This window comes from Flavobacterium endoglycinae, assembly GCF_017352115.1.
Lineage (GTDB): Bacteria > Bacteroidota > Bacteroidia > Flavobacteriales > Flavobacteriaceae > Flavobacterium > Flavobacterium endoglycinae.
This window is the reverse complement of record NZ_CP071448.1, coordinates 1758047-1780563: the sequence shown is the minus strand read 5'-3', so window position 1 is coordinate 1780563 and position 22517 is coordinate 1758047. Positions and strand designations below refer to the sequence as shown.

Genomic DNA, 22517 nt, shown 5'->3' with positions numbered 1-22517 from the left:
TGAGTTAATTTGTTATAAATGACCAAATTGCAGAGTAATGGAATTTGGAATTTAAAATCTGATTATTTTAAAAATGTATTTCTTATTTGATAATTTATATTTTCCGCCCGTTTCAGAAGCCGATGAAGAAGGTATTCTGGCTGTTGGAGGTGATTTAAGTCCAGAACGTTTAAAACTAGCTTATAAAAACGGGATTTTTCCTTGGTTTAATGAAGGCGAACCTATTCTTTGGTGGGCGCCGGATCCTCGTATGGTTTTGTTTTTAGATGAATTGATTATCTCTAAAAGCATGCGGAATATTTTAAATAGAAAACAATTTACCGTTACTTTTAATACCAATTTTAAAGAAGTAATTTCGAACTGCCAGAAAATACAACGGATTGGTCAGGATGGAACTTGGATCTCAGATGATATTGTCGAATCGTACTGCGAATTAAATCGTCAGGGAATTGCAAAATCAGTTGAGGTTTGGCAGGAAGGGGAGTTAGTTGGAGGTTTATATGGAGTAGATTTAGGACATGTTTTCTGCGGAGAAAGTATGTTTTCGAAAGTATCAAATGCTTCAAAAGTGGCTTTTATATCTTTGGTAAAACATTTAGAAGAAAAGAATTATAAATTATTAGATTGTCAGGTTTACAATCCACATTTGGACAGTTTAGGCTGCCGTGAAATTGATCGAGAAGAATTTATGGACATTTTAAAAAGCGAATAAATGAGTGCCGTTTACAGTGTAAAAGAAATTTATATTTATCCCATAAAAAGTTTAGCCGGAATAAGTTTAAAAAGCGCGAAAGCTGAAGAAATGGGATTTGAAAATGACCGAAGATGGATGCTGATTAATGCTGAAAATATTCATGTTACACAAAGAGAATATCCAATCATGAGTCAATTTTATCCAGAGATTTTGGGAGATAAAATTCAAATTACTTTTGAAGGAGAAACGCATGAATTTTCTATTAATGAATATTTAGAAAATCCAATAAATTCGCATGTTTGGGAGGATAAAAGTGAGGTTTTTGAAGTAAGCAAAAATTCTTCAAAATGGTTTAGTGATAAACTAGGTATCGAATGCAGATTGGTAAAAATCAATAAAATTGGAGCCCGTAAACATGAAAGTTCCAAAACAAATGAAACCTACAATGTCAGTTTAGCTGATGGATATCCGTACTTATTAATTGGAACTGAAAGCCTTGATTTTTTAAATGGAAAATTAGAAGAAAAAATCACCGTAAAAAGATTTCGTCCAAACATTGTTGTAAGTACCAAAAGTGCTCACGAAGAGGATGATTTTAAAACTTTTACAATTGGAGAAGTTCAATTTAAAAACATAAAACCGTGCGGAAGATGTATTATGGTAAATAATGATCCGCAGAAAGCAATTGTAAAAAAAGAACCGTTAAAAACCTTGAGCAAATATAGAAATGTAAATAATTCTGTTTTATTCGGAACTAATCTTGTGAGTCTAAATTCGGGAATTATTAATGTTGGTGATGAGGTTGTTTTTTAGAAATTCAATTTCGTGAAATTCCAATTTAAAGTATTAAAAAGTATTAATTCATTATTTAAAGTTGGCAATTCTAGAATCAATTTCAACGTTTCGTGTGCCATCATATTGCCTATAATTCCAGGCAATGTCCCTAAAACGCCATTTAAATTACAATTTGGAACATCTTTTGGATCTGGCATTTCTGGAAACAGATCACGAAGATTTTTACTTCCGTTATGGTTGAAAACAGCAATTTGTCCCTCAAATTTTAAAATACTTCCATAAACCAAAGGTTTTTTAAGTTCAACGCAAGTATCGTTCACCAAATAACGAGTCGAGAAATTATCGGAACCATCCACAATAATATCATATTGCTGAATGATTTTAGATGCATTTTCAGCCGTTAATTTTTCATTAATAGCCACAGCTTCAATCAAAGGATTTAATTTAGAAACTACCTCTTTTGCCACAATTGCCTTATGCTGGCCAATCTCATTTTCAGTATATAAAATTTGTCGATGAAGATTATGAATTTCAATAGTATCAAAATCCATAATTCCGATAAAACCAACGCCAGCAGTTGCAATATATTGTAAAATCGGACAGCCTAATCCGCCTGCTCCAATTACTAAAACACGTGCTTTTTTTAATTTTTCCTGACCTTCGTCGCCAATTTCAGGAAGAATGGTTTGTCTGTTGTAGCGAAGGAATTCTTTTATGATGCTCATGTTTTAATTTTAGATTTCTGATTTTAGATTTTAGATTGATTTTGGAATTTGGAATTTTTTAGATTGGAATTTGATATTCAAACAAAAGCTTTTGTCCAATCTTTCCAAACGGGTTCATAGCCAGCATTTTTTATGATTTTTGAAATTTCTTCTGCAGAGCGTTCATCACTGATTTCGAATTGTTCCAAAGACTGTGGATCAACTACATAACCGCCCGGATTTGTTTTAGAACCCGCGCTCATGCTCGTAACGCCAATTGGTATAATGTTGTTTCTGAATTTTTCATTTTCTCGAGTTGAAATTGAAATTTCCAGATCTTCATTCCATAATCGGTAAGCGCAAATCAATTGGGTTAAATCTTTATCATCCATAATAAAATTCGGTTCGATAATGCCTTCAGCAGGGCGAAGACGCGGAAAAGAAACCGAATATTTAGTCTGCCAATATTTCTTCTGCAAATAATCTAAATGTAGCGCATTAAAGAAACTATCTGTTCGCCAATCTTCCAAGCCTAACAAAACACCCAAACCAATTTTATGAATTCCAGCAGTTCCAATTCGGTCAGGTGTTTCCAATCGATAATCAAAATTTGATTTTTTACCTTTTGTATGGTACTTTTTGTAAACTTCCTGATGATATGTTTCCTGATAAACCAAAACCGAATATACTCCAGCATCATGCAAACGTTCATAATCTTCGGTAGAAAGCGGCTGGACTTCAACAGAAATAATCGAGAAATCTTCTCTGATTAAATGAATTGCATTCAGGAAATAGTTGATGTTTACGGTATAATTTGCCTCGCCCGTAACCAATAAAACATGATCGAAACCAGTATTTTTTAAAGCTTCGACTTCAAGTTTTATTTCAGCGTCAGTAAGTGTTTTTCTTTTGATTTTATTGTCTAGGCTAAAGCCGCAATAGGTACAAATGTTTTGGCATTCGTTGCTCAGATAAAGCGGAGCATACATTTGAATGGTCTTTCCAAAACGTTTCTTGGTGATTTCATGGCATTTCTGTGCCATTTGTTCTAAATAATTTTGAGCAATAGGAGAGATCAGAATCAAAAAATCATCGAGATTGTATTTGCTATTAGCCAGAGTTCGTTCAACATCTTTTGATGTGGTTTTATATATTCTAGATTGGATTTCATCCCAATTATATTGCTCGAAAATAGATTTGAATGTTTTCATGCTACTGTGTTTTTTTACCGCAAAGAGCGCTAAGAATTACGCAAAGTTCGCTAAGCTTTGAGTTCTTAATTATTAATAATAAGTTCGCAAAGCTTAGCGAACTTTGCGAAAAAACCTTGTGGACTTTGCGGTTAAATTATTCGTAAAGAAAAGAAGTCAAAGGACTAGAAGCCGAAGCATAATTTTGCTGGTTTGCAACTTTAGCCTCAAAAGCTTTTCTTCCTGCAATAACCGCTTCTTTAAAAGCCTCAGCCATTAAACTAGGATTTCCAGCAACAGCAATTGCAGTATTTACCAAAACAGCATCAGCACCAATTTCCATTGCTTTTGCCGCATCAGACGGCGCTCCAATTCCGGCATCAACAATAACCGGAACGGTACTTTGTTCAATAATAATCTCTAAGAAATCGATCGTTTTTAAACCTTTATTGCTTCCAATTGGCGAACCCAAAGGCATTACAGCAGAAGTTCCAGCACTTTCCAAATGTTTGCATAAAACAGGATCAGCGTGAATGTATGGGAGCACAATAAAACCCAATTTTGCCAACTCTTCAGTTGCTTTTAAAGTTTCAATAGGATCGGGCATTAAATATTTTGGATCTGGGTGAATTTCCAGTTTTACCCAATTGGTTTCTAAAGCTTCACACGCCAATTGTGCAGCAAAAACAGCTTCTTTGGCATTTCGTGCTCCTGATGTGTTGGGTAATAAATTGATATTCGGATGTTTTAAATGCGATAAAATAGCATCAGTATCCGTTTCAAGATCGATACGTTTTAAGGCAACGGTAACCAATTCGCTTTCCGAAGCTAAAATCGCTTGCTCCATTTCTTCATTAGACCCAAATTTTCCCGTTCCCAAAAACAAGCGGGATTTGAAGGTTTTGTCTCCTATGTTAAACAATGATGTTTGCATATAATTTTTCGTTTATTTGTTGAATTAATTTTTCTTTCTCATCACTTTCGGTAATGATTCCAGAAACGGCAATTCCATGAATTCCTGTTTCCATTAACGAACTCACATCTTGCAATGTGATGCCTCCGATAGCATAAACAGGAATTTCGATTTTGTTTTTTTTGAGTTTTTGAAGAATGTCAAAATAACCCAACAATCCTAAAATAGGACTTAATTTTTCTTTTGTAGCCGTAAAGCGAAAAGGTCCTAATCCAATATAATCACAACCATTTTTAACGTGATTTTCGATGTCTTCAAAAGTATTCGCAGTTCCTCCAATGATTTTTGAGGTTCCTAACAACGTTCTCGCTTCATCGATTTTGGTGTCGGTTAAACCTAAATGAACACCGTCAGCATCTATTTCTTTGGTAAGATGTAAATTGTCATTTACAATAAAATTGGCGGTGTATTTTTCGCATAAAGGTTTTACCGCTTCCGCTAAAGTGAGCGCATCTTTTTCGGACTGGTTTTTAAAACGCATTTGTACCCAATTGCATCCTGCATCAAGCGCTTGATGAATGTTGTACAATTGTTTTTCAATCGTTTCGCCCTGAGAGATATATTGAAGTTTGCTATACATAGTGATATCCGATTAAAGTTGTTGTTGAACTCAAGTAATTTTCGATATAGATTTTAGCGTTTTTACAAGCTTCTTTTATTGTTAGATTTAAAGCCAAATTGGAAGCAATTGCAGAAGAAAGCACACAGCCCGAACCGTGTTTTTCGAAGCAGTTTTTCTCTGATGGGAGCAATTCTAAAACTTCATTTTTTAGAAATAAACGATCTGTTCCTAAAGCTTTTTCATTATGTCCGCCTTTTAGTAAAATGTTCGTTGAAAATTCCTTTTCTTTCGAAATAAAATCAGGAAACAGAATTTCGGCTTCAAGATAGTTTGGCGTTATCAAATCGATTTTTGACAATATTTTAGTTAAGTCAGAACGATTTTCAATATTCATAAATTCAAATTTTGTACTCGATTTCAAAACAGGATCCCAAACCATTTTGGTTGAAGGAGAAAGCAGTTTTATAGTCGAAACAATTCGGTTTAAATCGTGTAAAGAAGATACAATTCCAATTTTTACCGCACTGATTTTATAATTCAAAAACAGTGTTTCAATAGAGCGAATTACAAAACTCAAATCTGTCCACTGGATTTCATAAAACTGCTTTTCAGTCTGGATGGTATTCGCCGTCGAAATCGCAAAACCAGTTACTTTGTGTTGTTCAAAGGTTTTGATATCTGCTAAAATCCCAGCTCCACCAGACGGGTCTAAACCTGCGATTGTGAGTACGAAAGGGCGATCTGTTGACATAATTTAAATTGTTTTAATGGATTTTCATTTTTCCAAATACTTCCTAAAAGCGCGACATCATCAAAACCTTTTTCTAAGACTTCCAAAATGTTTTTTGAATCAATTCCGCCTAAAGCGATCATTTTTGTTTGATGATTTGTCCTTGATTTTATTGCTTCAAAAAGATCTTTTCCAGGAAAATAATTCTCTTTAGAAATACTTTTATAAATCGGACTCAGAAAAGCATAATCGAAATTTTCAAGCGAATTAAAGTCTTCAATTGAATGTGTTGATGTTGAATATTGATATCTACAAGGTTTTGAAAACCTTGCAGGAAGGTCATTAAGACTTTTTCTTTCTTTTTCAGAAAAATGAAACCGTTCAATACCAAAATCTTCTGCTAAATCATGATGATTATGCAAAACCAAATTAGCTCGGAATTCCAATTTTATCCGATGAATAAACTGCGCCATTTCCAATTCAGAAAAATCAGGTTTCCGAATATGAAGCAAAGACAATCCTTCCTCCAATAAAGAATGAAGAATATGTATTTCATCTTTAACAAAAAAAGGATTCGTAATTACTATCATGTCTTTTCTCTTTCTTCTATACTCTATTTTCTAGATATAAATCTCTTTCCCTTGTTCAATAAATTCCTCTGATTTCTCCTGCATTCCTTTTTCTGCTGCAGCGACATCTCGAATTTCCTGAGATATTTTCATAGAGCAGAATTTTGGTCCGCACATCGAACAGAAATGTGCCACTTTTGCGCCATCGGCAGGAAGTGTTTCATCATGGAATTCTCTTGCGGTATCGGGATCTAAAGCCAAATTAAACTGATCTTCCCAACGGAATTCAAAACGGGCTTTACTCAACGCATTATCACGATATTGCGCGCCCGGATGACCTTTTGCCAAGTCGGCTGCATGAGCCGCAATTTTATACGTGATTACGCCGTCTTTAACGTCTTTTTTGTTTGGCAAGCCTAAATGTTCTTTTGGCGTAACATAACATAGCATTGCACAGCCGTACCAGCCAATCATAGCAGCGCCAATTGCTGATGTAATATGATCGTAACCCGGCGCAATATCAGTCGTTAAAGGGCCTAAAGTATAAAACGGAGCTTCATGACAATGTTCTAATTGTTTGTCCATGTTTTCTTTAATCATGTGCATCGGAACGTGTCCTGGTCCTTCAATAAAAACTTGAACATCATGTTTCCAAGCAATTTTTGTCAATTCGCCTAAAGTTTCCAATTCGGCAAATTGTGCAGCATCATTTGCATCTGCAATCGAACCCGGACGTAAACCATCTCCAAGAGAAAAAGCCACATCGTATTGCTTCATGATTTCGCAGATTTCCTCAAAATGCGTGTATAAGAAGTTTTCTTTATGATGAAATAAACACCATTTTGCCATAATCGATCCGCCTCGAGAAACGATTCCGGTGACACGATTGGCCGTTAAATGAATGTATCGAAGTAAAACTCCTGCATGAATTGTAAAATACGAAACACCTTGCTCTGCTTGCTCAATCAATGTATCGCGGAAAATTTCCCAAGTTAAATCTTCAGCAATTCCTTTTACTTTTTCTAATGCCTGATAAATCGGAACAGTCCCAATTGGAACAGGAGAGTTGCGAATAATCCATTCTCTGGTTTCGTGAATGTTTTTTCCCGTAGATAAATCCATAATTGTGTCAGCTCCCCAGCGGCAAGCCCAAACGGCTTTTTCAACTTCTTCTTCAATGCTTGAAGTTACTGCGCTGTTTCCGATATTGGCATTTATTTTTACCAAGAAATTACGACCTACAATCATTGGTTCGCTTTCTGGATGGTTAATATTGTTTGGAATAATGGCTCTTCCGCAAGCGACTTCAGAACGAACAAATTCTGGAGTAATTTTGTTTTTTGGAGTGTTTGCACCAAAACTGTTTCCGCCGTGCTGGCATTGCATGGCTTTGGTTTGTTCATTTAAAAGTTCGATACGCTGGTTTTCGCGAATCGCAATATATTCCATTTCTGGAGTAATGATTCCTTGTTTGGCGTAATACAATTGTGTAACGTTCGCGCCTTTTTTTGCACGTTTTGGCTGATGTAAATATTCAAAACGAAGGTGATTTAAGCTTTCATCTTTTAATCGGCTTTGTCCATAATCTGAGGTAATTTCCTTTAGGATTTCAACGTCATTTCGGTCTAAAATCCATTTTTCTCTTAAACGAGGTAGCCCTTTTCTAATGTCAATTTCAATATTTGGATCAGTATAAGCGCCCGAAGTATCGTAAACAGTTACAGGTGGGTTTTTCTCAATGCCGCCATTTGAAAGTTTAGTATCACTCAAAGTAATTTCTCGCATCGCTACTTTTATCGGATGAATTTCTCCATCGATATATACTTTTTTAGAATTCGGAAAAGGGGTTCTGGATATTTGTTCTTCGTTTGTCATAAGAAAAGAAGTTATGAGTTATAAGTTATGAGTGTTGTAAAGGCGCACTGAAGTGCGTCTACGCAAAGTGAAATTTTGGAATTTGGATTTTTTATATTGGAATTTTATATTGAAATTTAACCACCTTGGGTAGCAGAAATAATCAAAATATCGTCAGTTTCGCGTACAAAGAATTCGTTCCATTTGGTTTTTGGAACAACGGTATTGTTGACAGCAACGGCTATTCCGTTTTGTTTGTGCGGAATTTCGAGATCGAGCAATGATTGAACGCTTAGCGATTCGGCATTGAATTTTTTGGTTTGTTGATTGATTTTTAGTTCCATTCCTTTTTGAGTTTAGTGTATAGATACACTTTAGGAATGGCTACAAGAACGCATAAAAATGCGTGCAGAAGTCATCTTACTTTTCCCTACGCTAGTATGAACTAGATCAGGTTCAGAGGGTAAAATCTCAGCCTACAAGTTTGTAGACACCCCTAAAGTGTGAAGCAAATATAGATAATTTTTGTTTAAAGTTTCAAGTTTTAGGTTTCAAGTTGTTTTTTTGAGTGCAGTTATAACGTGAAACCTGAAACTTGAAACCAACTTTTACTTTGTTCTTGTCCAGCAATCTTCCACATGATCATTGACCATTCCGGTGGCTTGCATGTGTGCGTAAATGACGGTTGAACCAACAAATTTAAATCCTCGTTTTTTTAAATTTTTGCTGATTTCATCTGAAAGCGGCGTAGTGGCTGGAGCATCTTTTGAATTTTTCAGATGGTTTACAATTGGTTTTCCATCAGTATATTTCCAAATATAATCGGAGAAAGTTCCAAATTCTTCCTGAACTTTCATAAAAGCCTGAGCATTGGAAACTGCGGCTTTGATTTTTAGTTTGTTTCGAATAATACCTGTGTTCTGCATTAATTCTTCGATTTTCTCTTCAGAATAATTAGCCATTTTTTTATAATCGAAATGATCAAAAGCAGCTCTAAAATTTTCTCTTTTATTTAAAATAGTAATCCAGCTTAATCCAGCTTGAAAAGTTTCCAGAATTAAAAATTCGAATAAAGTTGGGTCGTCATAAACTGGAACGCCCCATTCTTCATCATGGTATTTTTTGTATAAATCGCTGGAAGTACACCAGCCGCATCTTATTTTATCCTCCATCATTTTCCAATTTTCCAGTGATAACCTTTTACGCTCGGTATGTAAGCTTTTGTGCCAATTATGATGAGATCGGTATAGATTTTCTTTTTGTATTTGATCCCGATGGCTTTTCCAGAAGTATACATTTTATTGGCTTCGAACTTGAATTTTATTTTGGCATCGGTAAATTTTGCGTCCGAAATTCTTTCAATAAACCAAGTTGATTTCCATTTGATTTCAATTTCGTCTTCGGCAGTTTTGGTAATGCTTTTTATGAGTTTTATTCCGTCAGCTGGAATATTATGGTTTTCAATAAGTTCTTTTTGTGTTATGGTTTCGCCTGTTTTACACTCAGCTATGAATTTTTTAAAATGGGTAATTCCGATAAACTTTTCATTTTCAATTTTTTCTTCTGCGATAGTATCGTTTACGGTTTCTTTATTTTCAGCAGAAACCTCGGTTGTAGTGATTTTGTCTACAATTGAATTTTTATATTCTTTTACGGTTTCGACAGTACTTTCTGAAATACTTTCTATTTTGTTTGAAATCTTATCGGTGACTTCCAATATTTGCTTTTTGATATCTTTAGAACAACTTGCAAAGCTTAAAACGATCGCTAAAAGAAATGTTTTGTAAGTTTTCATTCTTGTGAACCTTCCTGTTTTTTGTCGAGATCGTCTTTTTCCAAATATTTTTTAATTAAATGATGTCCTAAATAAATCGCCGGAGTCAATAAAATGGCAATTGATAGTTTAAAAACATATCCAATTAAACCAGATGAGATAAAAGTATCAAAATCAATTTTTCCTGGAAGCCAAAATGCAATTCCAAGCACAATAAACGAATCAAATAATTGGGAAATGACTGTAGAGCCGGTGGTTCTTAACCATATTTTTTTATGTCCAGTACGATTTCTGAAAAACCAAAAAACACTCACATCTATTAATTGCGAAACCATAAAGGCGATTATACTCCCTACAATAATCCACATACTTTGTCCAAAAACGGCTTCGAACTGTTCGTCATTAACAGGACTTATTCCTTTGGCAGCCGGAATTGTAATGGCCATAAAAAGGATTAGAAATGCGTATGCAATAAGACAGGCAGTTATAAAAGAAAGTTTTTTAACGCCTTTTTCTCCAAAATATTCATTGATTAAATCGGTTGTTAAAAAAACAATTGGCCAGGGCAGAATTCCTATACTCATTACAAAAGGACCAATCTGAATTAATTTTCCACCTATAAGTTCGGCAACAACGGCGTTGGTTATAAAAATTCCAGCCAAGATTACAAAGACGATTTCTTTTCGGGTTTTAAACATATGTTTTTAAAGGTTTATTTTAAGTCTCGAAATAGTTTTACAAATTTAATATTCCTCATCATAAAAAGATTCTTCTTCGTCTTTTTGTTTCGAAAAACTAGCTCTTAAATGTTCTGCATTCAAAAATTCGCTTACGATAAGATCGTACTTTTTCTCCAGAATTTCCTCGTCATCATTCACTTGTTTAGAGTTGATAATAGTATACGCAAGAGGATCTATTTTTCCATTTTTATTTATAAAACCAATTGTGTAAAGCGGACTTTTCAGCGAACCAGCTTCTGCATTTTTCTTTTTGATTTTATAGAAGAAAAGGGAGATTTGCTGACCATTTTTTTCAATGATTTTTTTGTTTAATAAATTAATTGAATCCTTGCTTACCAAGTTTTGAAAGTTGATTACGGCTGCTTTCGAAATTTCTTCGTCGGTAAAATTTACTAAATCTTTTTTATTATTGTTCAGTAACAAGTTAATTGTTGCAAACTGAGTTTTAGGATCTTTTAAATAATCATTGATTTCTGAATCTGTTAGATTGTTGTGTGTAATTCCAAGTCTAACCAATTCAGTATTTACGGCTAGATTGTCCAGCTTTTTTATTTTTTTAAGGAGATCTTTTACAGCACTATCATCCGCATAATTGTACACCAGCGTGGTATAATTAACCAAGTCAGAAAACGATTCTGAATAATTGTTTAGATATACAGATTTTACTTCTTCGCTGTCGGTTTCATCTTCAGCGGGTTTGTTTTTTTGGTTCCAGCTCAAAGCTCTTTTGTATTCGAGTTTTGTATTGGTAACGATTATTTTTTTGAAGGTTTTTAATTTTTTGATTGAAATTAATTTCTTCTCTAATAATAAATTACTGAAACTTATAACTGGATTTTGATATTCTTTGATGCTGTAATACTGAAAAATTTCAGGAAAGAGTTCTTTGCTATTTTCAGCATCGCTTTCAAAGGCAGAAAACAGCATTCGTATATCAAATTGATTGTCTGGAATTGGCAGATCATAATCTAATAACTCATTGATTTTTTTATAAGCCGCTTTTGATTTTTGTTTTGAAAGTGCTCTTAAAATACTAACCTGAACTTCAGTCTTAGTATTTTCTTTTTTATAATAATTCTCTAAAAACGGAATAACTCTTTCATCTTTTAATTCGCCGATTTTTTCAATTAGAGCGGTTTTAACATAGGTTTCACTTTCTTTAAAATTGAATGTATTAATGAAGTTAGTAACTTTTTCAAAATCATTTGGCGTAATATCAAGATTGTGTACCGCATGTAAAGCCGAAGATCGAATGGTATCGCTTTTACTTCCAGCGTCTTCCATAAAAAGTGTGATTTTGTCTTCAGACTCTTTTTTGTTGTCTTGGAGTAACACCAAGGAATTGAAGGTTTTTTCTATAAAAGGATTTTCGTTTTTGTAGTTTTTATCGACAAGCGCACTTAAAGTGCAGTATGCGTTATTTTTATACAATACTCTATATTTTACGGCTTGCGTACTGCTTTGTTTAGATACCAAAGCATCAATAATATAACATTCGTTTGTCTTGTCGTATTTCGTAGTGTAAGATAAAAAATCGTAATTATTTTTTTTATCGGCCAACAGATTGTTCCAGTTTGATTTTGAGAATCCTATTTTCGAATATACTGCACTATTTAATAAAGAAGTAGGTGTAAAATAGTAGTTGTCGTCAAAATCGTTGCTTACATAATCTTGAGCGGATTGTTTTAGAAAATCCTTTTTGAGGTTTTTCTGGATAGAATCGATAGAAAGAGTGTGTTCGTATTTAGGATATTTATAATAAACCAAACCAATTTTATCTCCAGTTTCAGAATTGAACGACTGAAATTTATAAGTTTCTGTAAAAGTGTTTTTCGAATCAGTATCGGTCTTTTTTAAATTCCAAAACAGACTTTCATTTTCTTTTTCGGGAATTTCTACTTTATAGTTTGCAGTCGAATCGGTGTAAACTCTTGTTTTTGCTTTATAAGTAAATGGAGCGATGGTAAATGAATTAAAGAAACGATTTGTATTTGTTTCAGATGCATTTACAGTGCCTAGTAAGTAGTATTTACTTCCAGAAATAACAGTTTTTAGTTTCATGTTTCGATTTCCAATTTTTGAAGAAGAAACAAGTGTATTTTCGGCTTTATTGTATCGAACGTTTGTCGAATCTTGATCTTGTTGTAAATAGAATTGAAAATGAATTTGTTTCTGTTCGTATTCAGAATCTTCTAAAACATCCGTATTGCTTAATGTTTTTTCTTTCAGAAAATAATATCCTTTTTCCTGATTATCATACGCTTGAATTTCAATATCATTTCCTTTTTCTGGAATGTTTCCAAAAACAAGATTAAAGGAAGGAATTTCGGTTTCAAAACCGCCTTTTAAAGGTTTTATTTTCTCCCATTCGTTTTTAAAAGATTTTACTTTGATGTTTTCATAAACGTCATTTTCATACTGGCGAACATAATTTGCAGGACCTGTCATTAAAATCGAAATAATTTCAAGTGGTGTAACGATAAATTTTGAGTGCTGTGCGTTTCCCGTTTTTGTAACGTTTTTTATATCGTATCCAGAATAACTGGCTTGTTCAAAGTATTTCTTTTCGAGAATATCTCCTGCAATTTTTTCAAAAAACAAACTGTCTAACGATTTGGCATTATAAGCCGTCTCATTATTCTTTAAAAAATAATTTAAAGGCATTCTTTTGATGGTGATTGCTGCTCCGTTTGTAAAATCTGGTGATCCTAGATTTTGCTTTTCCTCAATAACAGCTTTGTAAAGCGGTAATTGTATCATTTTGTCTCTAGTAGATGCAGCAATGAAGGTAGGATTTGGAAAATAAGCTTCTATGGTTTTCTTTTTATTTTTTCCAGCTTCGGTAAAAACATCGATAATTGGATTTACCGTGTATCCTTTTTTTCTTAAAAGTTCAATTATTCCTTCGCTTCCAGCAAGATGCGCCGCTCCAACTGCCGAAAATAAACTTCCGGTTTTGGCAATAGAGTCAATACTTCTTGTCATTACTTTATTACGGTTGATAATAAGAGCATCGTGGGCTTTTTTGGAAAATATCAGTTTATAGATTGAATCCAGCATAACGATGTCTTTCTCGCGGTAATATTCTTTTAAGACGTCATCTAAATTTCTGTTTTTCAATATTTTCATCAAAGGAATTTTATTTTCATCCTTTGGCATGGCATCTTTGTCCATGATATTTAAAATAGAAATCATAGATTGTTTGGCATCTTCAAGACCTGCAATTTTTTTCTTGTATTTTTTTCCCGTTTGAAAAATAAACATATCAAGAACAGTGTTTTCTTGAAAATCAGCCTGATTTCCTTCTACACCAGAAAGCATATTTCTGAAGTATTTTTCATTGTCATTTTCGAAAATACTTTTAATATTTTCTTTGCTCACAGGGAATAAATAAAACTCCGAATACAGTTTATTGTATCGATTATAATTGGTTTCGTTATTTTTTATAATATCATTCAAGTCGCTCCAAGTTTCTGGATTGCTTTCATTTGCCACAATATCAGATGCCAGCAGATTGTTGAAAAAAGAATCCGACAAATGAAAAGAAACCCTCTCATTTACGTGCATAGTGCCATATAAATAGGATTTTTTTGCCAGACCGTTTCCCGATATTTCCCAGAATAAACTTTTATTTTGTGAATAGACAAATGAGGTAATGAAGATGGTTATTAAAAGTAACTTTTTCAAGGATGTAAGTTTAATGTTTTTGATAAACAAATATAGAATTTTTAGGTATTTTTGAGTGTAGAACTGATTCAGTTATTTAAAAAAAATAGTACAAACAGAAAGACAATGTTATTTTGGTCATGAATAAAGAAAAATTAGCAGCAGTTGGAGATAGTAATGCTGAAAATCCACTGTTAAAAGAATGGTCTGGTCCTTACGGAGGTGTTCCGGATTTTACAAAATATAAAATTTCTGATTTTAAACCCGCAATTGAATCTGCGATTCAGGAAAAACTGACTGAATTGGATACAATTGCCAATAATCCTGAAGAACCAACATTTGAAAATACAATTACGGCTTTGGAGCTTTCAGGAGAAAAACTGGATCGAATTCATGCGGTTTACGGAATTTATCGTTCTAATTTAAGTACTCCTGAATTCAATGTTGTCGATACAGAAATGTCTCCTAAACTGGCGGAAATAAGCGATAAATTATATCAGAATGAAAAACTTTTTTCTAGAATTGAAACGTTATATAAATCAGATGAAAGTAAAAAACTAACGAAGGAACAACAGCGTCTGCTTTGGGTATATTATTCTGATTTTGTGAGAGAAGGAGCAGAGCTAAATGCAGATGATAAAAAGAAAGTTGCAAAAATTAATCAAGAACTTGCAGGACTTTTTACGCTTTTCAGCCAAAAATTATTAGCAGAAGAAAACGGCCAATTTTTAGAATTAAAAACAGAAGCCGATTTTGATGGTTTGCCCGATGAATTTAAAAATGCTGCAATTGCCGAAGCTAAAGAAAGAAACTTAGATGTTTTAGGTTGTATTGGAAATACAAGATCTTCGATTGAACCCTTTTTGACGTTTTCTGATCAAAGAAATTTAAGAGAAAAAGCATTTGATATTTTTGTAAAAAGAGGTGATAATAAGAACGAAAATGATACAAATGAAACATTGGTGTCTATTTTGAAATTAAGGGCAGAAAAGGCAAAAATTTTAGGCTTTACTAATTTTGCAGAGTGGAGTTTGTCTAATAAAATGGCAAAAGATCCACAGAAAACATTGGATTTGATGCATTCAGTATGGAAACCTGCTGTTGATAAAGTCAAAAATGATGTTTTGGCTATGCAGGAAATGGTAGAGGCAGCGGGAGGAAATTTTAAAATTCAGCCTTGGGATTATCGTTATTATGCCGAAAAAGTGCGTAAAGCGAAATACGATTTAGACCAAAACGAAATCAAACAATATCTGCAATTAGAAAATTTAAGAGAAGGAATGTTCTGGACAGCAGGCGAGTTGTTCGATTTAGGATTTAAACAATTATTTGATGTTCCGGTCTATCATCAAGATGTTCGTGTTTGGGAAGTAAATAATAAATTGACTGGAGAGCCAATTGGGTTGTGGTATTTTGATCCATATGCGCGTGTTGGAAAGCGTTCTGGAGCTTGGATGAATTCGCATCGCGATCAGCAGAAAATTAAAGGAAAAGTGCTTCCAATTGTATCGAACAACTGCAATTTTATAAAAGGAAACAGCGATGAACCGGTTTTAATTTCATGGGATGATGCCACAACTTTATTTCATGAATTTGGTCACGCACTTCACGGATTATGTTCAAATGTAATGTATCCTAGTCTTTCAGGAACTTCAGTGGCTAGAGATTATGTAGAGTTTCCTTCGCAATTATTAGAACATTGGCTGGCAACTCCAGAGGTTTTAAATAAGTTTGCACTTCATTATAAAACAAATGAACCATTGTCTCAGTCTTTGGTAGAGAGAATAGCTCTGGCAGCCAATTTTAATGAAGGTTTTGCAACTGTAGAAACGATTTCAAGTTCATTTGTTGATATGAAACTGCATTTAACAACAGAAACTATCGATCCGCATGAATTTGAAAAGAAAGTTTTAAGTGAAATTAATATGCCTTCAGAAATTGTGATGCGCCACAGAATTCCTCAGTTTGCACATATATTTTCAAGTGACGGATATGCAGCTGGATATTACAGTTATTTATGGGCAGATGTCATTAATGCAGATGCTTATGAAGCTTTTCTGGAAGCTGGCGGACCATTTGATAAAAATATTTCTGAACGTCTTTATAAAACAGTTTTAAGTGTTGGTAACACGATTGATAACGAAGAAATGTATGAGAATTTTAGAGGACACGCTCCCAATTCTGACGCGTTGATGCGAGCAAGAAATTTTCCAGTGGAAAGTTAATAGAAATAAAAAAAGCCCGAATAACTGAATATTCGGGCTTTTTAATATTGAAAAAATAATATATTAACCTAAAGTAACTCTTTTGAAACCTGTGATTTCAACATTGAATCCTTTTACGTAATCACCAACTTTTTTACTGTCATCTTTGATGAAGTTTTGATCAAGTAAAGCTTTTTCTTGATCTAAAGTAGTGTTATCAGAGATAAAACGTTGAACTTTTCCTGGAAGGATTTTGTCCCAGATTTGCTCTGGTTTTCCTTCAGCTTTTAATTCAGCTTTAGCATCTTCTTCAGCTTGTTTGATAACTTCTGGAGTTAATTGAGAGAAAGAGATGTATTTAGGAACATTTTTTAAAGTTTTTCCTAAACGTTTTGCTTCTTCATTGTCTTTTTCGATTACAGCAATACGAGCAGCAAGTTCAGATTCAACGAAAGCAGGATCAAAATCTTTGTAAGATAATGTGTCAGCTCCCATAGAAGCAACTTGCATAGAGATATCTTTTGTTAAAGCTTCAGCATTAGCAACTGGAGCAGAAATTGCAGTTAAAGCAGCAATTTTATTAACGTGAACATAAGATCCAACGTAAGCGCCTTCTAAAATTTCGAAACCACCGATTTCGATTTTTTCACCGATAACTCCAGTTTGCTCGATTAATTTTTCAGCAACTGTAATTCCGTTGAAATCAGAAGCTAATAATTCTTCTTTAGAAGAGAAGTTGATAGCTCTTTCAACTAAATCTTTAGCTAAAGTTACGAAAGCTTCATTTTTACCTACGAAGTCAGTTTCGCAGTTTAAAGTGATGATAGCTCCTTTAGTGTGGTCAGCATTGATAAAAGAAACAGCAGCTCCTTCAGAAGACTCACGGTCAGAACGGTTAGCAGCAACTTTTTGTCCTTTTTCTCTAAGGATTTGGATCGCTTTATCGAAATCTCCTTCAGCTTCAACTAAAGCTTTTTTACAGTCCATCATTCCGGCACCTGTAGATTGTCTTAATTTATTTACGTCTGCAGCAGTAATTGTTGCCATAATATTTTAAGTTTTAATGTGTTTAAAAGTAAAAAATTCCATCTTTTAAATCCCAAACTCCAATTTTAATAAATTATCAACATAACGTTTTTAATTTTGTTTTGGACTTTGGAATTTAAAATTTGGAATTTAAGATTTGATTTATTCTTCAGTTTCAGTTGCAGGAGCAGCTTCAGCTTCAACAGCGGGAGCTTCTTCAGCAGCTTCAACTTCTTTTTCAGCACCTCTGTCAGAAAGACCTTCGATTACTGCAGTAGTCACTAAAGATAAAATTTTGTCAATTGATTTAGAAGCGTCATCATTTGCAGGAATCACGTAATCAACCTCTCTTGGGTCAGAATTCGTATCAACCATTGCGAAAACTGGAATGTTTAATTTTTGAGCTTCTTTTATTGCGATGTGTTCAGCTTTGATATCTACTACGAACAATGCTGCAGGTAGTCTAGACATATCAGCAATTGAACCTAAGTTTTTCTCTAATTTAGCACGTAGACGATCCACTTGTAAACGCTCTTTTTTAGATAAAGTGTTGAAAGTACCATCTTTCTTCATTTTATCAATAGAAGACATTTTTTTAACTGCCTTTCTGATAGTTACGAAGTTAGTCAACATTCCACCTGGCCATCTTTCAGTGATGTAAGGCATGTTTGCAGCTTTTGCTTTATCAGCAACGATGTCTTTTGCTTGTTTTTTGGTAGCTACGAATAAAATTTTTCTACCTGATGCAGCGATTTTTTTCAAAGCTTCGTTAGCTTCTTCAATTTTAGCTGCAGTTTTATATAGATTGATAATGTGAATACCATTACGCTCCATATAAATGTAAGGAGCCATGTTTGGATCCCATTTTCTAGTCATGTGTCCGAAGTGAACACCTGCTTCTAGTAATTCTTTTACTTCTATTTTGTTTGCCATTTTTGTACTAGTTTACGTTCTGTTGATTAGCAATGTATGAATGGCGATTTCTCTGGCTTCATGCATTTAGATGCTAAACTATATCCTACCTCGATAGGAGAGCAACAATAACTGTGTTTTTTAATTTCAATAAATAATTGATAATGTCTTGTCCCATTTGAACAAGACAGGTAATATTAACGTTTAGAGAACTGGAATCTCTTACGAGCTTTCTTCTGACCGAATTTCTTACGTTCAACCATTCTAGGGTCTCTTGTTAATAAACCTTCTGGTTTAAGGATTCCTCTGTTTTCAGCGTTAACTTCACACATTACGCGTGCTAATGCCATTCTTACAGCTTCTGCCTGACCAGTTGTACCACCTCCGTAAACGTTTACTTTTACGTCAAAGTTGTTTACGTTTTCTGTCATAGACAATGGTTGTAAAACTTTGTATTGTAAAGTTGCAGTTGGAAAGTAAGTTGCGAATTCTTTTTTGTTTACAGTGATGTTTCCAGTTCCTTCAGAAACGTAAACACGTGCAACAGCGGTTTTTCTTCTACCGATTTTGTGAATAACTCCCATTACTTAAGATCATTTAGGTTAACAGTTCTAGGTTTTTGAGCTCCGTGTTTGTGCTCAGCTCCTACAACAACATTTAGATTTCTAAAAAGTTCAGCACCTAATTTGTTTTTAGGTAACATACCTTTTACAGCTTTTTCTACTAATGCAGCTGGATTTTTAGCTTGCAATACTTTAGCAGTTAAAGTTCTTTGTCCTCCTGGGTAACCTGTATGACGCATGTAAATTTTGTCATTCAATTTTGTACCTGTAAGGTTAATTTTTTCTGAGTTGATAACAATTACGTTATCTCCACAGTCAACGTGCGGTGTGTAACTTGGCTTGTACTTACCTCTTAAGATCATAGCAACCTTTGAAGCAAGACGTCCTAAGTTATGACCTTCAGCGTCAACAACAATCCACTCTTTAGTTATAGTGGCTTTATTTGCTGAAACTGTTTTGTAGCTTAATGCGTCCATAATATTATTTTAATTAAACATTCCATCCCCAATAAAGGGGATGCAAAAGTACAATTAATTATTTTAAAACCAAATACCTGAAAAGAATATTTTAAATACTGAAAATCAGGCTCTCAGTTTTTTATTTAAAAGCATAAAAAAAGCACCTTTGCATTTTGGTGCAAAGGTGCGCTGCTTTTTTGAATTATTTCGTGTAATTATACTATAAATATATTAGCGATATCTACCACTTGTTGTGTCGTAAGCGGCTCGTCGTAAGCTTCTGACCCTGCGGCAGCTCCAAATGCGGCTGCGGTATTGAAACCTGCCTGTATTGTAATTCCTTCTCCGTCGTATACTGCCTGTGTTGCCGAAGGCATTCCGGCTCCTCTTTCGGCATTAGAGATCCATCCTTTTAAGCCGCGCAGGCGTCGTACTTCAGAAGCATGACGGGCTTCGACAGAGTGGATTTGTAATGCCGCTGTAAGTAAATCAGGTGTAGACATTAGGTTTGCTGCCTGACCTTTATAAGCTCTAACGCCTGTATCTTCAAAAGCTTGGGCCAATGCTAAAAAGGTTGGATAGTCATTAAAAGGATCAAATGCACCGCCAACAGTAAAGTCAAAAGTTGGTTTTGGAACAAAATTTGCACTCATGGTTCCGCCTAAACCGGCTATTAAAAATGAAACGTGATCAGCTTCGTGTGCTGCAATTTGCTGAAAAACTTTTAAATCACGTCCTCCGTTTTCAGATGCTGGAATAACACCTGAATCTAATGCCATTGCGTAAAATTCATTTTCCAAATATTCTAAGGTCAATGCAAATTGAAGTGCTCCAATTGGAGTTGCGGGAGTTGCGGTGATATCTTTTGCTAATGCTTTATTGGCCAAAGCTGAAAGACCAAAAGGGATTGATGCTAATGCTAAATTTTTTCCAATGTTTCCAAATTGTGTAAAACTGTCTCGTCGGGAACCAGTACTTTTCATTAAACTGTCATCCGTAAAAGTTTCTATAAATTTTAAAATGTTCATAATTTCTAAGTTTTAGCAGTTAATATTAAGGAAGATAATTGGCAGTAAATTTTGTTGTAATAAATCCAGCAGCAACTGGTAGGATTTTAGAAGGATCTTTTGCAACATCTAATCCTGTTGAAGCGCTTACGATATCATCTCCTGCAAAATCTTTAGAATTAGGATTGATTAAGCTTCTTATGGCAGAAGCGTGACGCGCTTCTACAGAAACAATTTTTCCGGCAAGTACTAAATAATCTGGCGTTTTAATTAATCTTCCAGCTCCATTATAAGCAGCCACTCCTGTGTCTTCGAGGGCTTTTGCGGTTGCTAAAACTTCTGTTCGGCTATTGAAATTCAAAGAACCGTAAGTAAAGGCTAAAGAAGGAAGCAGTTGTGAACTTGGATCTGGAAGCGCTCCGCTTAATGCCGCCTTAAAGAAATCTCTATGGATTACTTCATGATGGTATAAGTCGGTTAGAACCTGACGTTCAGTATCATTAAATGTGGCATTAAAATTTGAGGCATTTACAACTTTCGTATAAAAGTCTGCTTCTAATTGCTCTAAAGCATAAGCGTAAGTAAGCACGCCAAAATCACCAGAGCCAAGGTCGAAAATACCATTTTTTATTCCGGGTAAGGAGTTGTCCTTCATATCATCATCATTATCATTATCGCTGCAGCCAGCCAGAACCAAACCTGCAGTAACTAATGTTAGTCCACTGAGCTTCAAAAAGCTCCTTCTGCTATCCAGTGAAGGGTTAACTTCATGAATCTTAACTTCGTTTTTCATAATCAAGTTTTTTAGGTTAAATAACATGTATTCAGGTATTAACGAGATTTTAATAAGGACGGTTTTAAAAAATCATAAGTATTTTATTATTTTTTCGAATGACGTAGATATTTTTAAATACTAGTAGGTTGTTTTTGTTTTATTTTAGGTAATTCTACTATATTTGTATTAATTACATAAAATTCAATTGGATGAAAGCTAAAGCAACTCTAAAACAAATTGCGAAGGAACTTGGTGTTTCGGTTTCGACTGTATCTAAAGCATTGAATGACAGTCCGGAAATTAGTGAGCAAACGAAGGTGAAGATTAAGGAGTATGCCAAACTCAAAAATTATAAGCCGAATGTTATTGGTCTGAATTTAAAAAATCGTAAAACCAAAACGATAGGTGTAATTATACCTAATATCTTAAACTCATTTTTTGCTAAAGTTTTTAGCGGAATCGAGAAAGTGGCCGATAAAAAAGGTTATAATGTAATTACTTGTATTTCGAATGAATCTCTAGAAAAAGAAGTTCATACACTGGAAATGCTGAGTAACGGAACCATTGATGGTTTTATTCTTTCTGTTTCTCAGGAAGCACAAAAACTTCAGGATTACAATCATTTTTCGGAAATTATAAATGATGGAACTCCAATTGTAATGTTCGATCGTATTGCTGACGAAGTAGACTGTGATAAGGTAGTGGTTGATGATTTCGATTCAGCTTTAAATTCAACACAGCATTTAATAAATTTAGGATGTAAAAATATTGCGCTGATTTCTTCTGTAGATAATCTAAGCGTTGGAAAATTAAGAGCCGATGGATATTTGAAAGCTTTAAAAGACAATAATATTCCGGTTAACGAAAAAATTATTCTTCGTACGGATTCTGAGGACGATATGAAAGCTAAAATTGATGGTCTCTTTGATCATAAAATCGATGGAATTTTTGCTTTAGATGAAAATGATTCAGTTGCCGCTTTAAGAGTGAGTTTGAAAAAAGGATTCAGAGTTCCTGAGGATATTTCGATTATTGGATTTGCAGATGGTATTTTAGCTTCAAGACGTTTGTCGCCAAGTTTAACAACGGTAAGCCAGCATGGAGTTGAAATTGGAGAAGTCGCAGCAAAAAGATTAATCGAAAGATTAGAAGAGCCAGAAGGAACGATTTCTGAATACGAAACCATCGTAATCAAAACAAAATTGAAAGAAAGAGAATCTACTAGAAAAGTATAAATACTAAAAAACCATCAGTTTCAACTGATGGTTTTTTTTATGATTTGTATTGAATAAGATTGTTTCAGTTTGTAAAAATCTAAAGT

The 22517-nt window shown here is 34.2% G+C and carries 22 protein-coding genes and 1 riboswitch; of the genes, 4 read left to right on the top strand and 18 right to left on the bottom strand.

Going from position 1 to position 22517, the window contains the following annotated elements:
• The first annotated feature begins 73 nt into the window (after window positions 1–73).
• Together aat and J0383_RS07635 are read left to right on the top strand one after the other, a co-directional pair.
• Complete coding sequence (gene aat, locus J0383_RS07640) at window positions 74–712, top strand: leucyl/phenylalanyl-tRNA--protein transferase (protein ID WP_207297820.1); 639 nt, start codon at window positions 74–76, stop codon at window positions 710–712.
• Window positions 713–1507: an MOSC domain-containing protein gene (locus J0383_RS07635; protein ID WP_207297819.1), complete on the top strand. Its 795-nt coding sequence runs from the start codon at window positions 713–715 to the stop codon at window positions 1505–1507.
• Here J0383_RS07635 and J0383_RS07630 read toward each other — a convergent pair.
• The 12 genes from J0383_RS07630 to J0383_RS07575 all read right to left on the bottom strand — a co-directional run bounded on the left by J0383_RS07630 (window position 1504) and on the right by J0383_RS07575 (window position 14272).
• Entirely contained in the window at window positions 1504–2214 is a 711-nt protein-coding gene (locus tag J0383_RS07630) for a HesA/MoeB/ThiF family protein (RefSeq protein WP_207297818.1), read from the bottom strand. The two genes, J0383_RS07635 and J0383_RS07630, sit on opposite strands and share 4 nt — an antisense overlap.
• 77 nt (window positions 2215–2291) lie before the next feature.
• Window positions 2292–3404: a 2-iminoacetate synthase ThiH gene (gene thiH, locus J0383_RS07625; RefSeq protein ID WP_207297817.1), complete on the bottom strand. Its 1113-nt coding sequence runs from the start codon at window positions 3402–3404 to the stop codon at window positions 2292–2294.
• 136 nt (window positions 3405–3540) lie between these two features.
• Window positions 3541–4317 carry a thiazole synthase gene (locus J0383_RS07620; RefSeq protein WP_317196739.1) on the bottom strand — a complete coding sequence of 259 codons (777 nt, stop codon included), beginning with the start codon at window positions 4315–4317 and terminating at the stop codon, window positions 3541–3543.
• Window positions 4298–4936 (bottom strand): thiamine phosphate synthase, encoded by a 639-nt coding sequence (locus tag J0383_RS07615; RefSeq protein WP_207297816.1) that lies wholly within the window; start codon window positions 4934–4936, stop codon window positions 4298–4300. The genes J0383_RS07620 and J0383_RS07615 overlap by 20 nt, the downstream gene beginning before the upstream one ends.
• Window positions 4929–5669, bottom strand: coding sequence for a hydroxymethylpyrimidine/phosphomethylpyrimidine kinase (locus J0383_RS07610; protein WP_207297815.1), 741 nt, complete (start codon window positions 5667–5669; stop codon window positions 4929–4931). The genes J0383_RS07615 and J0383_RS07610 overlap by 8 nt, the downstream gene beginning before the upstream one ends.
• On the bottom strand, window positions 5627–6238 hold the full coding sequence (locus J0383_RS07605; RefSeq protein ID WP_207297814.1) for a thiamine phosphate synthase: 612 nt from the start codon (window positions 6236–6238) through the stop codon (window positions 5627–5629). The genes J0383_RS07610 and J0383_RS07605 overlap by 43 nt, the downstream gene beginning before the upstream one ends.
• A 30-nt stretch (window positions 6239–6268) precedes the next feature.
• Window positions 6269–8092, bottom strand: a complete 1824-nt coding sequence (gene thiC, locus J0383_RS07600; protein ID WP_207297813.1) for a phosphomethylpyrimidine synthase ThiC — start codon at window positions 8090–8092, stop codon at window positions 6269–6271.
• A gap of 116 nt (window positions 8093–8208) precedes the next feature.
• Window positions 8209–8415 (bottom strand): sulfur carrier protein ThiS, encoded by a 207-nt coding sequence (gene thiS / locus J0383_RS07595; protein WP_207297812.1) that lies wholly within the window; start codon window positions 8413–8415, stop codon window positions 8209–8211.
• A gap of 66 nt (window positions 8416–8481) precedes the next feature.
• Window positions 8482–8579: riboswitch (TPP riboswitch) on the bottom strand.
• 100 nt (window positions 8580–8679) lie between these two features.
• Entirely contained in the window at window positions 8680–9243 is a 564-nt protein-coding gene (locus tag J0383_RS07590; RefSeq protein WP_207298662.1) for a DNA-3-methyladenine glycosylase I, read from the bottom strand.
• Window positions 9243–9866, bottom strand: coding sequence for a hypothetical protein (locus J0383_RS07585; protein WP_207297811.1), 624 nt, complete (start codon window positions 9864–9866; stop codon window positions 9243–9245). Before J0383_RS07585 ends, J0383_RS07590 begins: the two co-directional genes overlap by 1 nt.
• A complete protein-coding gene (locus J0383_RS07580) occupies window positions 9863–10543 on the bottom strand; it encodes a queuosine precursor transporter (protein ID WP_207297810.1) in 681 nt (226 codons plus the stop codon). The genes J0383_RS07585 and J0383_RS07580 overlap by 4 nt, the downstream gene beginning before the upstream one ends.
• Before the next feature lie 45 nt (window positions 10544–10588).
• Window positions 10589–14272 (bottom strand): TraB/GumN family protein, encoded by a 3684-nt coding sequence (locus tag J0383_RS07575; protein ID WP_207297809.1) that lies wholly within the window; start codon window positions 14270–14272, stop codon window positions 10589–10591.
• 119 nt (window positions 14273–14391) lie between these two features.
• On the opposite strand from J0383_RS07575, the gene J0383_RS07570 reads away from it, so the two are divergent.
• Window positions 14392–16476 (top strand): M3 family metallopeptidase, encoded by a 2085-nt coding sequence (locus J0383_RS07570; protein ID WP_207297808.1) that lies wholly within the window; start codon window positions 14392–14394, stop codon window positions 16474–16476.
• A gap of 63 nt (window positions 16477–16539) precedes the next feature.
• Here J0383_RS07570 and tsf read toward each other — a convergent pair whose 3' ends face one another.
• From tsf to J0383_RS07540, 6 genes are all read right to left on the bottom strand, one after another.
• Window positions 16540–17502 (bottom strand): translation elongation factor Ts, encoded by a 963-nt coding sequence (tsf, locus tag J0383_RS07565; protein ID WP_207297807.1) that lies wholly within the window; start codon window positions 17500–17502, stop codon window positions 16540–16542.
• Between the two features lie 141 nt (window positions 17503–17643).
• On the bottom strand, window positions 17644–18414 hold the full coding sequence (gene rpsB / locus J0383_RS07560; RefSeq protein WP_008466790.1) for a 30S ribosomal protein S2: 771 nt from the start codon (window positions 18412–18414) through the stop codon (window positions 17644–17646).
• Between the two features lie 176 nt (window positions 18415–18590).
• Complete coding sequence (gene rpsI, locus J0383_RS07555; protein ID WP_012023687.1) at window positions 18591–18977, bottom strand: 30S ribosomal protein S9; 387 nt, start codon at window positions 18975–18977, stop codon at window positions 18591–18593.
• Window positions 18977–19432, bottom strand: coding sequence for a 50S ribosomal protein L13 (rplM, locus tag J0383_RS07550; RefSeq protein ID WP_207297806.1), 456 nt, complete (start codon window positions 19430–19432; stop codon window positions 18977–18979). The genes rpsI and rplM overlap by 1 nt, the downstream gene beginning before the upstream one ends.
• Window positions 19433–19629: 197 nt before the next feature.
• On the bottom strand, window positions 19630–20442 hold the full coding sequence (locus J0383_RS07545) for a ferritin-like domain-containing protein (protein ID WP_207297805.1): 813 nt from the start codon (window positions 20440–20442) through the stop codon (window positions 19630–19632).
• 25 nt (window positions 20443–20467) lie between these two features.
• Window positions 20468–21214, bottom strand: coding sequence for a ferritin-like domain-containing protein (locus J0383_RS07540; RefSeq protein ID WP_207297804.1), 747 nt, complete (start codon window positions 21212–21214; stop codon window positions 20468–20470).
• 191 nt (window positions 21215–21405) lie between these two features.
• On the opposite strand from J0383_RS07540, the gene J0383_RS07535 reads away from it, so the two are divergent.
• Window positions 21406–22431 carry a LacI family DNA-binding transcriptional regulator gene (locus J0383_RS07535; RefSeq protein WP_207297803.1) on the top strand — a complete coding sequence of 342 codons (1026 nt, stop codon included), beginning with the start codon at window positions 21406–21408 and terminating at the stop codon, window positions 22429–22431.
• The last annotated feature ends 86 nt before the right edge of the window (window positions 22432–22517 follow it).

Excerpts from the sequence above, each read along its gene's own strand:
- aat (WP_207297820.1), top strand. The coding sequence starts at position 74 with ATGTATTTCTTATTTGATAATTTATATTTTCCGCCCGTTTCAGAAGCC.
- J0383_RS07635 (WP_207297819.1), top strand. The coding sequence starts at position 713 with ATGAGTGCCGTTTACAGTGTAAAAGAAATTTATATTTATCCCATAAAA.
- J0383_RS07630 (WP_207297818.1), bottom strand. The coding sequence starts at position 2,214 with ATGAGCATCATAAAAGAATTCCTTCGCTACAACAGACAAACCATTCTT.
- thiH (WP_207297817.1), bottom strand. The coding sequence starts at position 3,404 with ATGAAAACATTCAAATCTATTTTCGAGCAATATAATTGGGATGAAATC.
- J0383_RS07620 (WP_317196739.1), bottom strand. The coding sequence starts at position 4,317 with ATGCAAACATCATTGTTTAACATAGGAGACAAAACCTTCAAATCCCGC.
- J0383_RS07615 (WP_207297816.1), bottom strand. The coding sequence starts at position 4,936 with ATGTATAGCAAACTTCAATATATCTCTCAGGGCGAAACGATTGAAAAA.
- J0383_RS07610 (WP_207297815.1), bottom strand. The coding sequence starts at position 5,669 with ATGTCAACAGATCGCCCTTTCGTACTCACAATCGCAGGTTTAGACCCG.
- J0383_RS07605 (WP_207297814.1), bottom strand. The coding sequence starts at position 6,238 with ATGATAGTAATTACGAATCCTTTTTTTGTTAAAGATGAAATACATATT.
- thiC (WP_207297813.1), bottom strand. The coding sequence starts at position 8,092 with ATGACAAACGAAGAACAAATATCCAGAACCCCTTTTCCGAATTCTAAA.
- thiS (WP_207297812.1), bottom strand. The coding sequence starts at position 8,415 with ATGGAACTAAAAATCAATCAACAAACCAAAAAATTCAATGCCGAATCG.
- J0383_RS07590 (WP_207298662.1), bottom strand. The coding sequence starts at position 9,243 with ATGGAGGATAAAATAAGATGCGGCTGGTGTACTTCCAGCGATTTATAC.
- J0383_RS07585 (WP_207297811.1), bottom strand. The coding sequence starts at position 9,866 with ATGAAAACTTACAAAACATTTCTTTTAGCGATCGTTTTAAGCTTTGCA.
- J0383_RS07580 (WP_207297810.1), bottom strand. The coding sequence starts at position 10,543 with ATGTTTAAAACCCGAAAAGAAATCGTCTTTGTAATCTTGGCTGGAATT.
- J0383_RS07570 (WP_207297808.1), top strand. The coding sequence starts at position 14,392 with ATGAATAAAGAAAAATTAGCAGCAGTTGGAGATAGTAATGCTGAAAAT.
- tsf (WP_207297807.1), bottom strand. The coding sequence starts at position 17,502 with ATGGCAACAATTACTGCTGCAGACGTAAATAAATTAAGACAATCTACA.
- rpsB (WP_008466790.1), bottom strand. The coding sequence starts at position 18,414 with ATGGCAAACAAAATAGAAGTAAAAGAATTACTAGAAGCAGGTGTTCAC.
- rpsI (WP_012023687.1), bottom strand. The coding sequence starts at position 18,977 with ATGGGAGTTATTCACAAAATCGGTAGAAGAAAAACCGCTGTTGCACGT.
- rplM (WP_207297806.1), bottom strand. The coding sequence starts at position 19,432 with ATGGACGCATTAAGCTACAAAACAGTTTCAGCAAATAAAGCCACTATA.
- J0383_RS07545 (WP_207297805.1), bottom strand. The coding sequence starts at position 20,442 with ATGAACATTTTAAAATTTATAGAAACTTTTACGGATGACAGTTTAATG.
- J0383_RS07540 (WP_207297804.1), bottom strand. The coding sequence starts at position 21,214 with ATGAAAAACGAAGTTAAGATTCATGAAGTTAACCCTTCACTGGATAGC.
- J0383_RS07535 (WP_207297803.1), top strand. The coding sequence starts at position 21,406 with ATGAAAGCTAAAGCAACTCTAAAACAAATTGCGAAGGAACTTGGTGTT.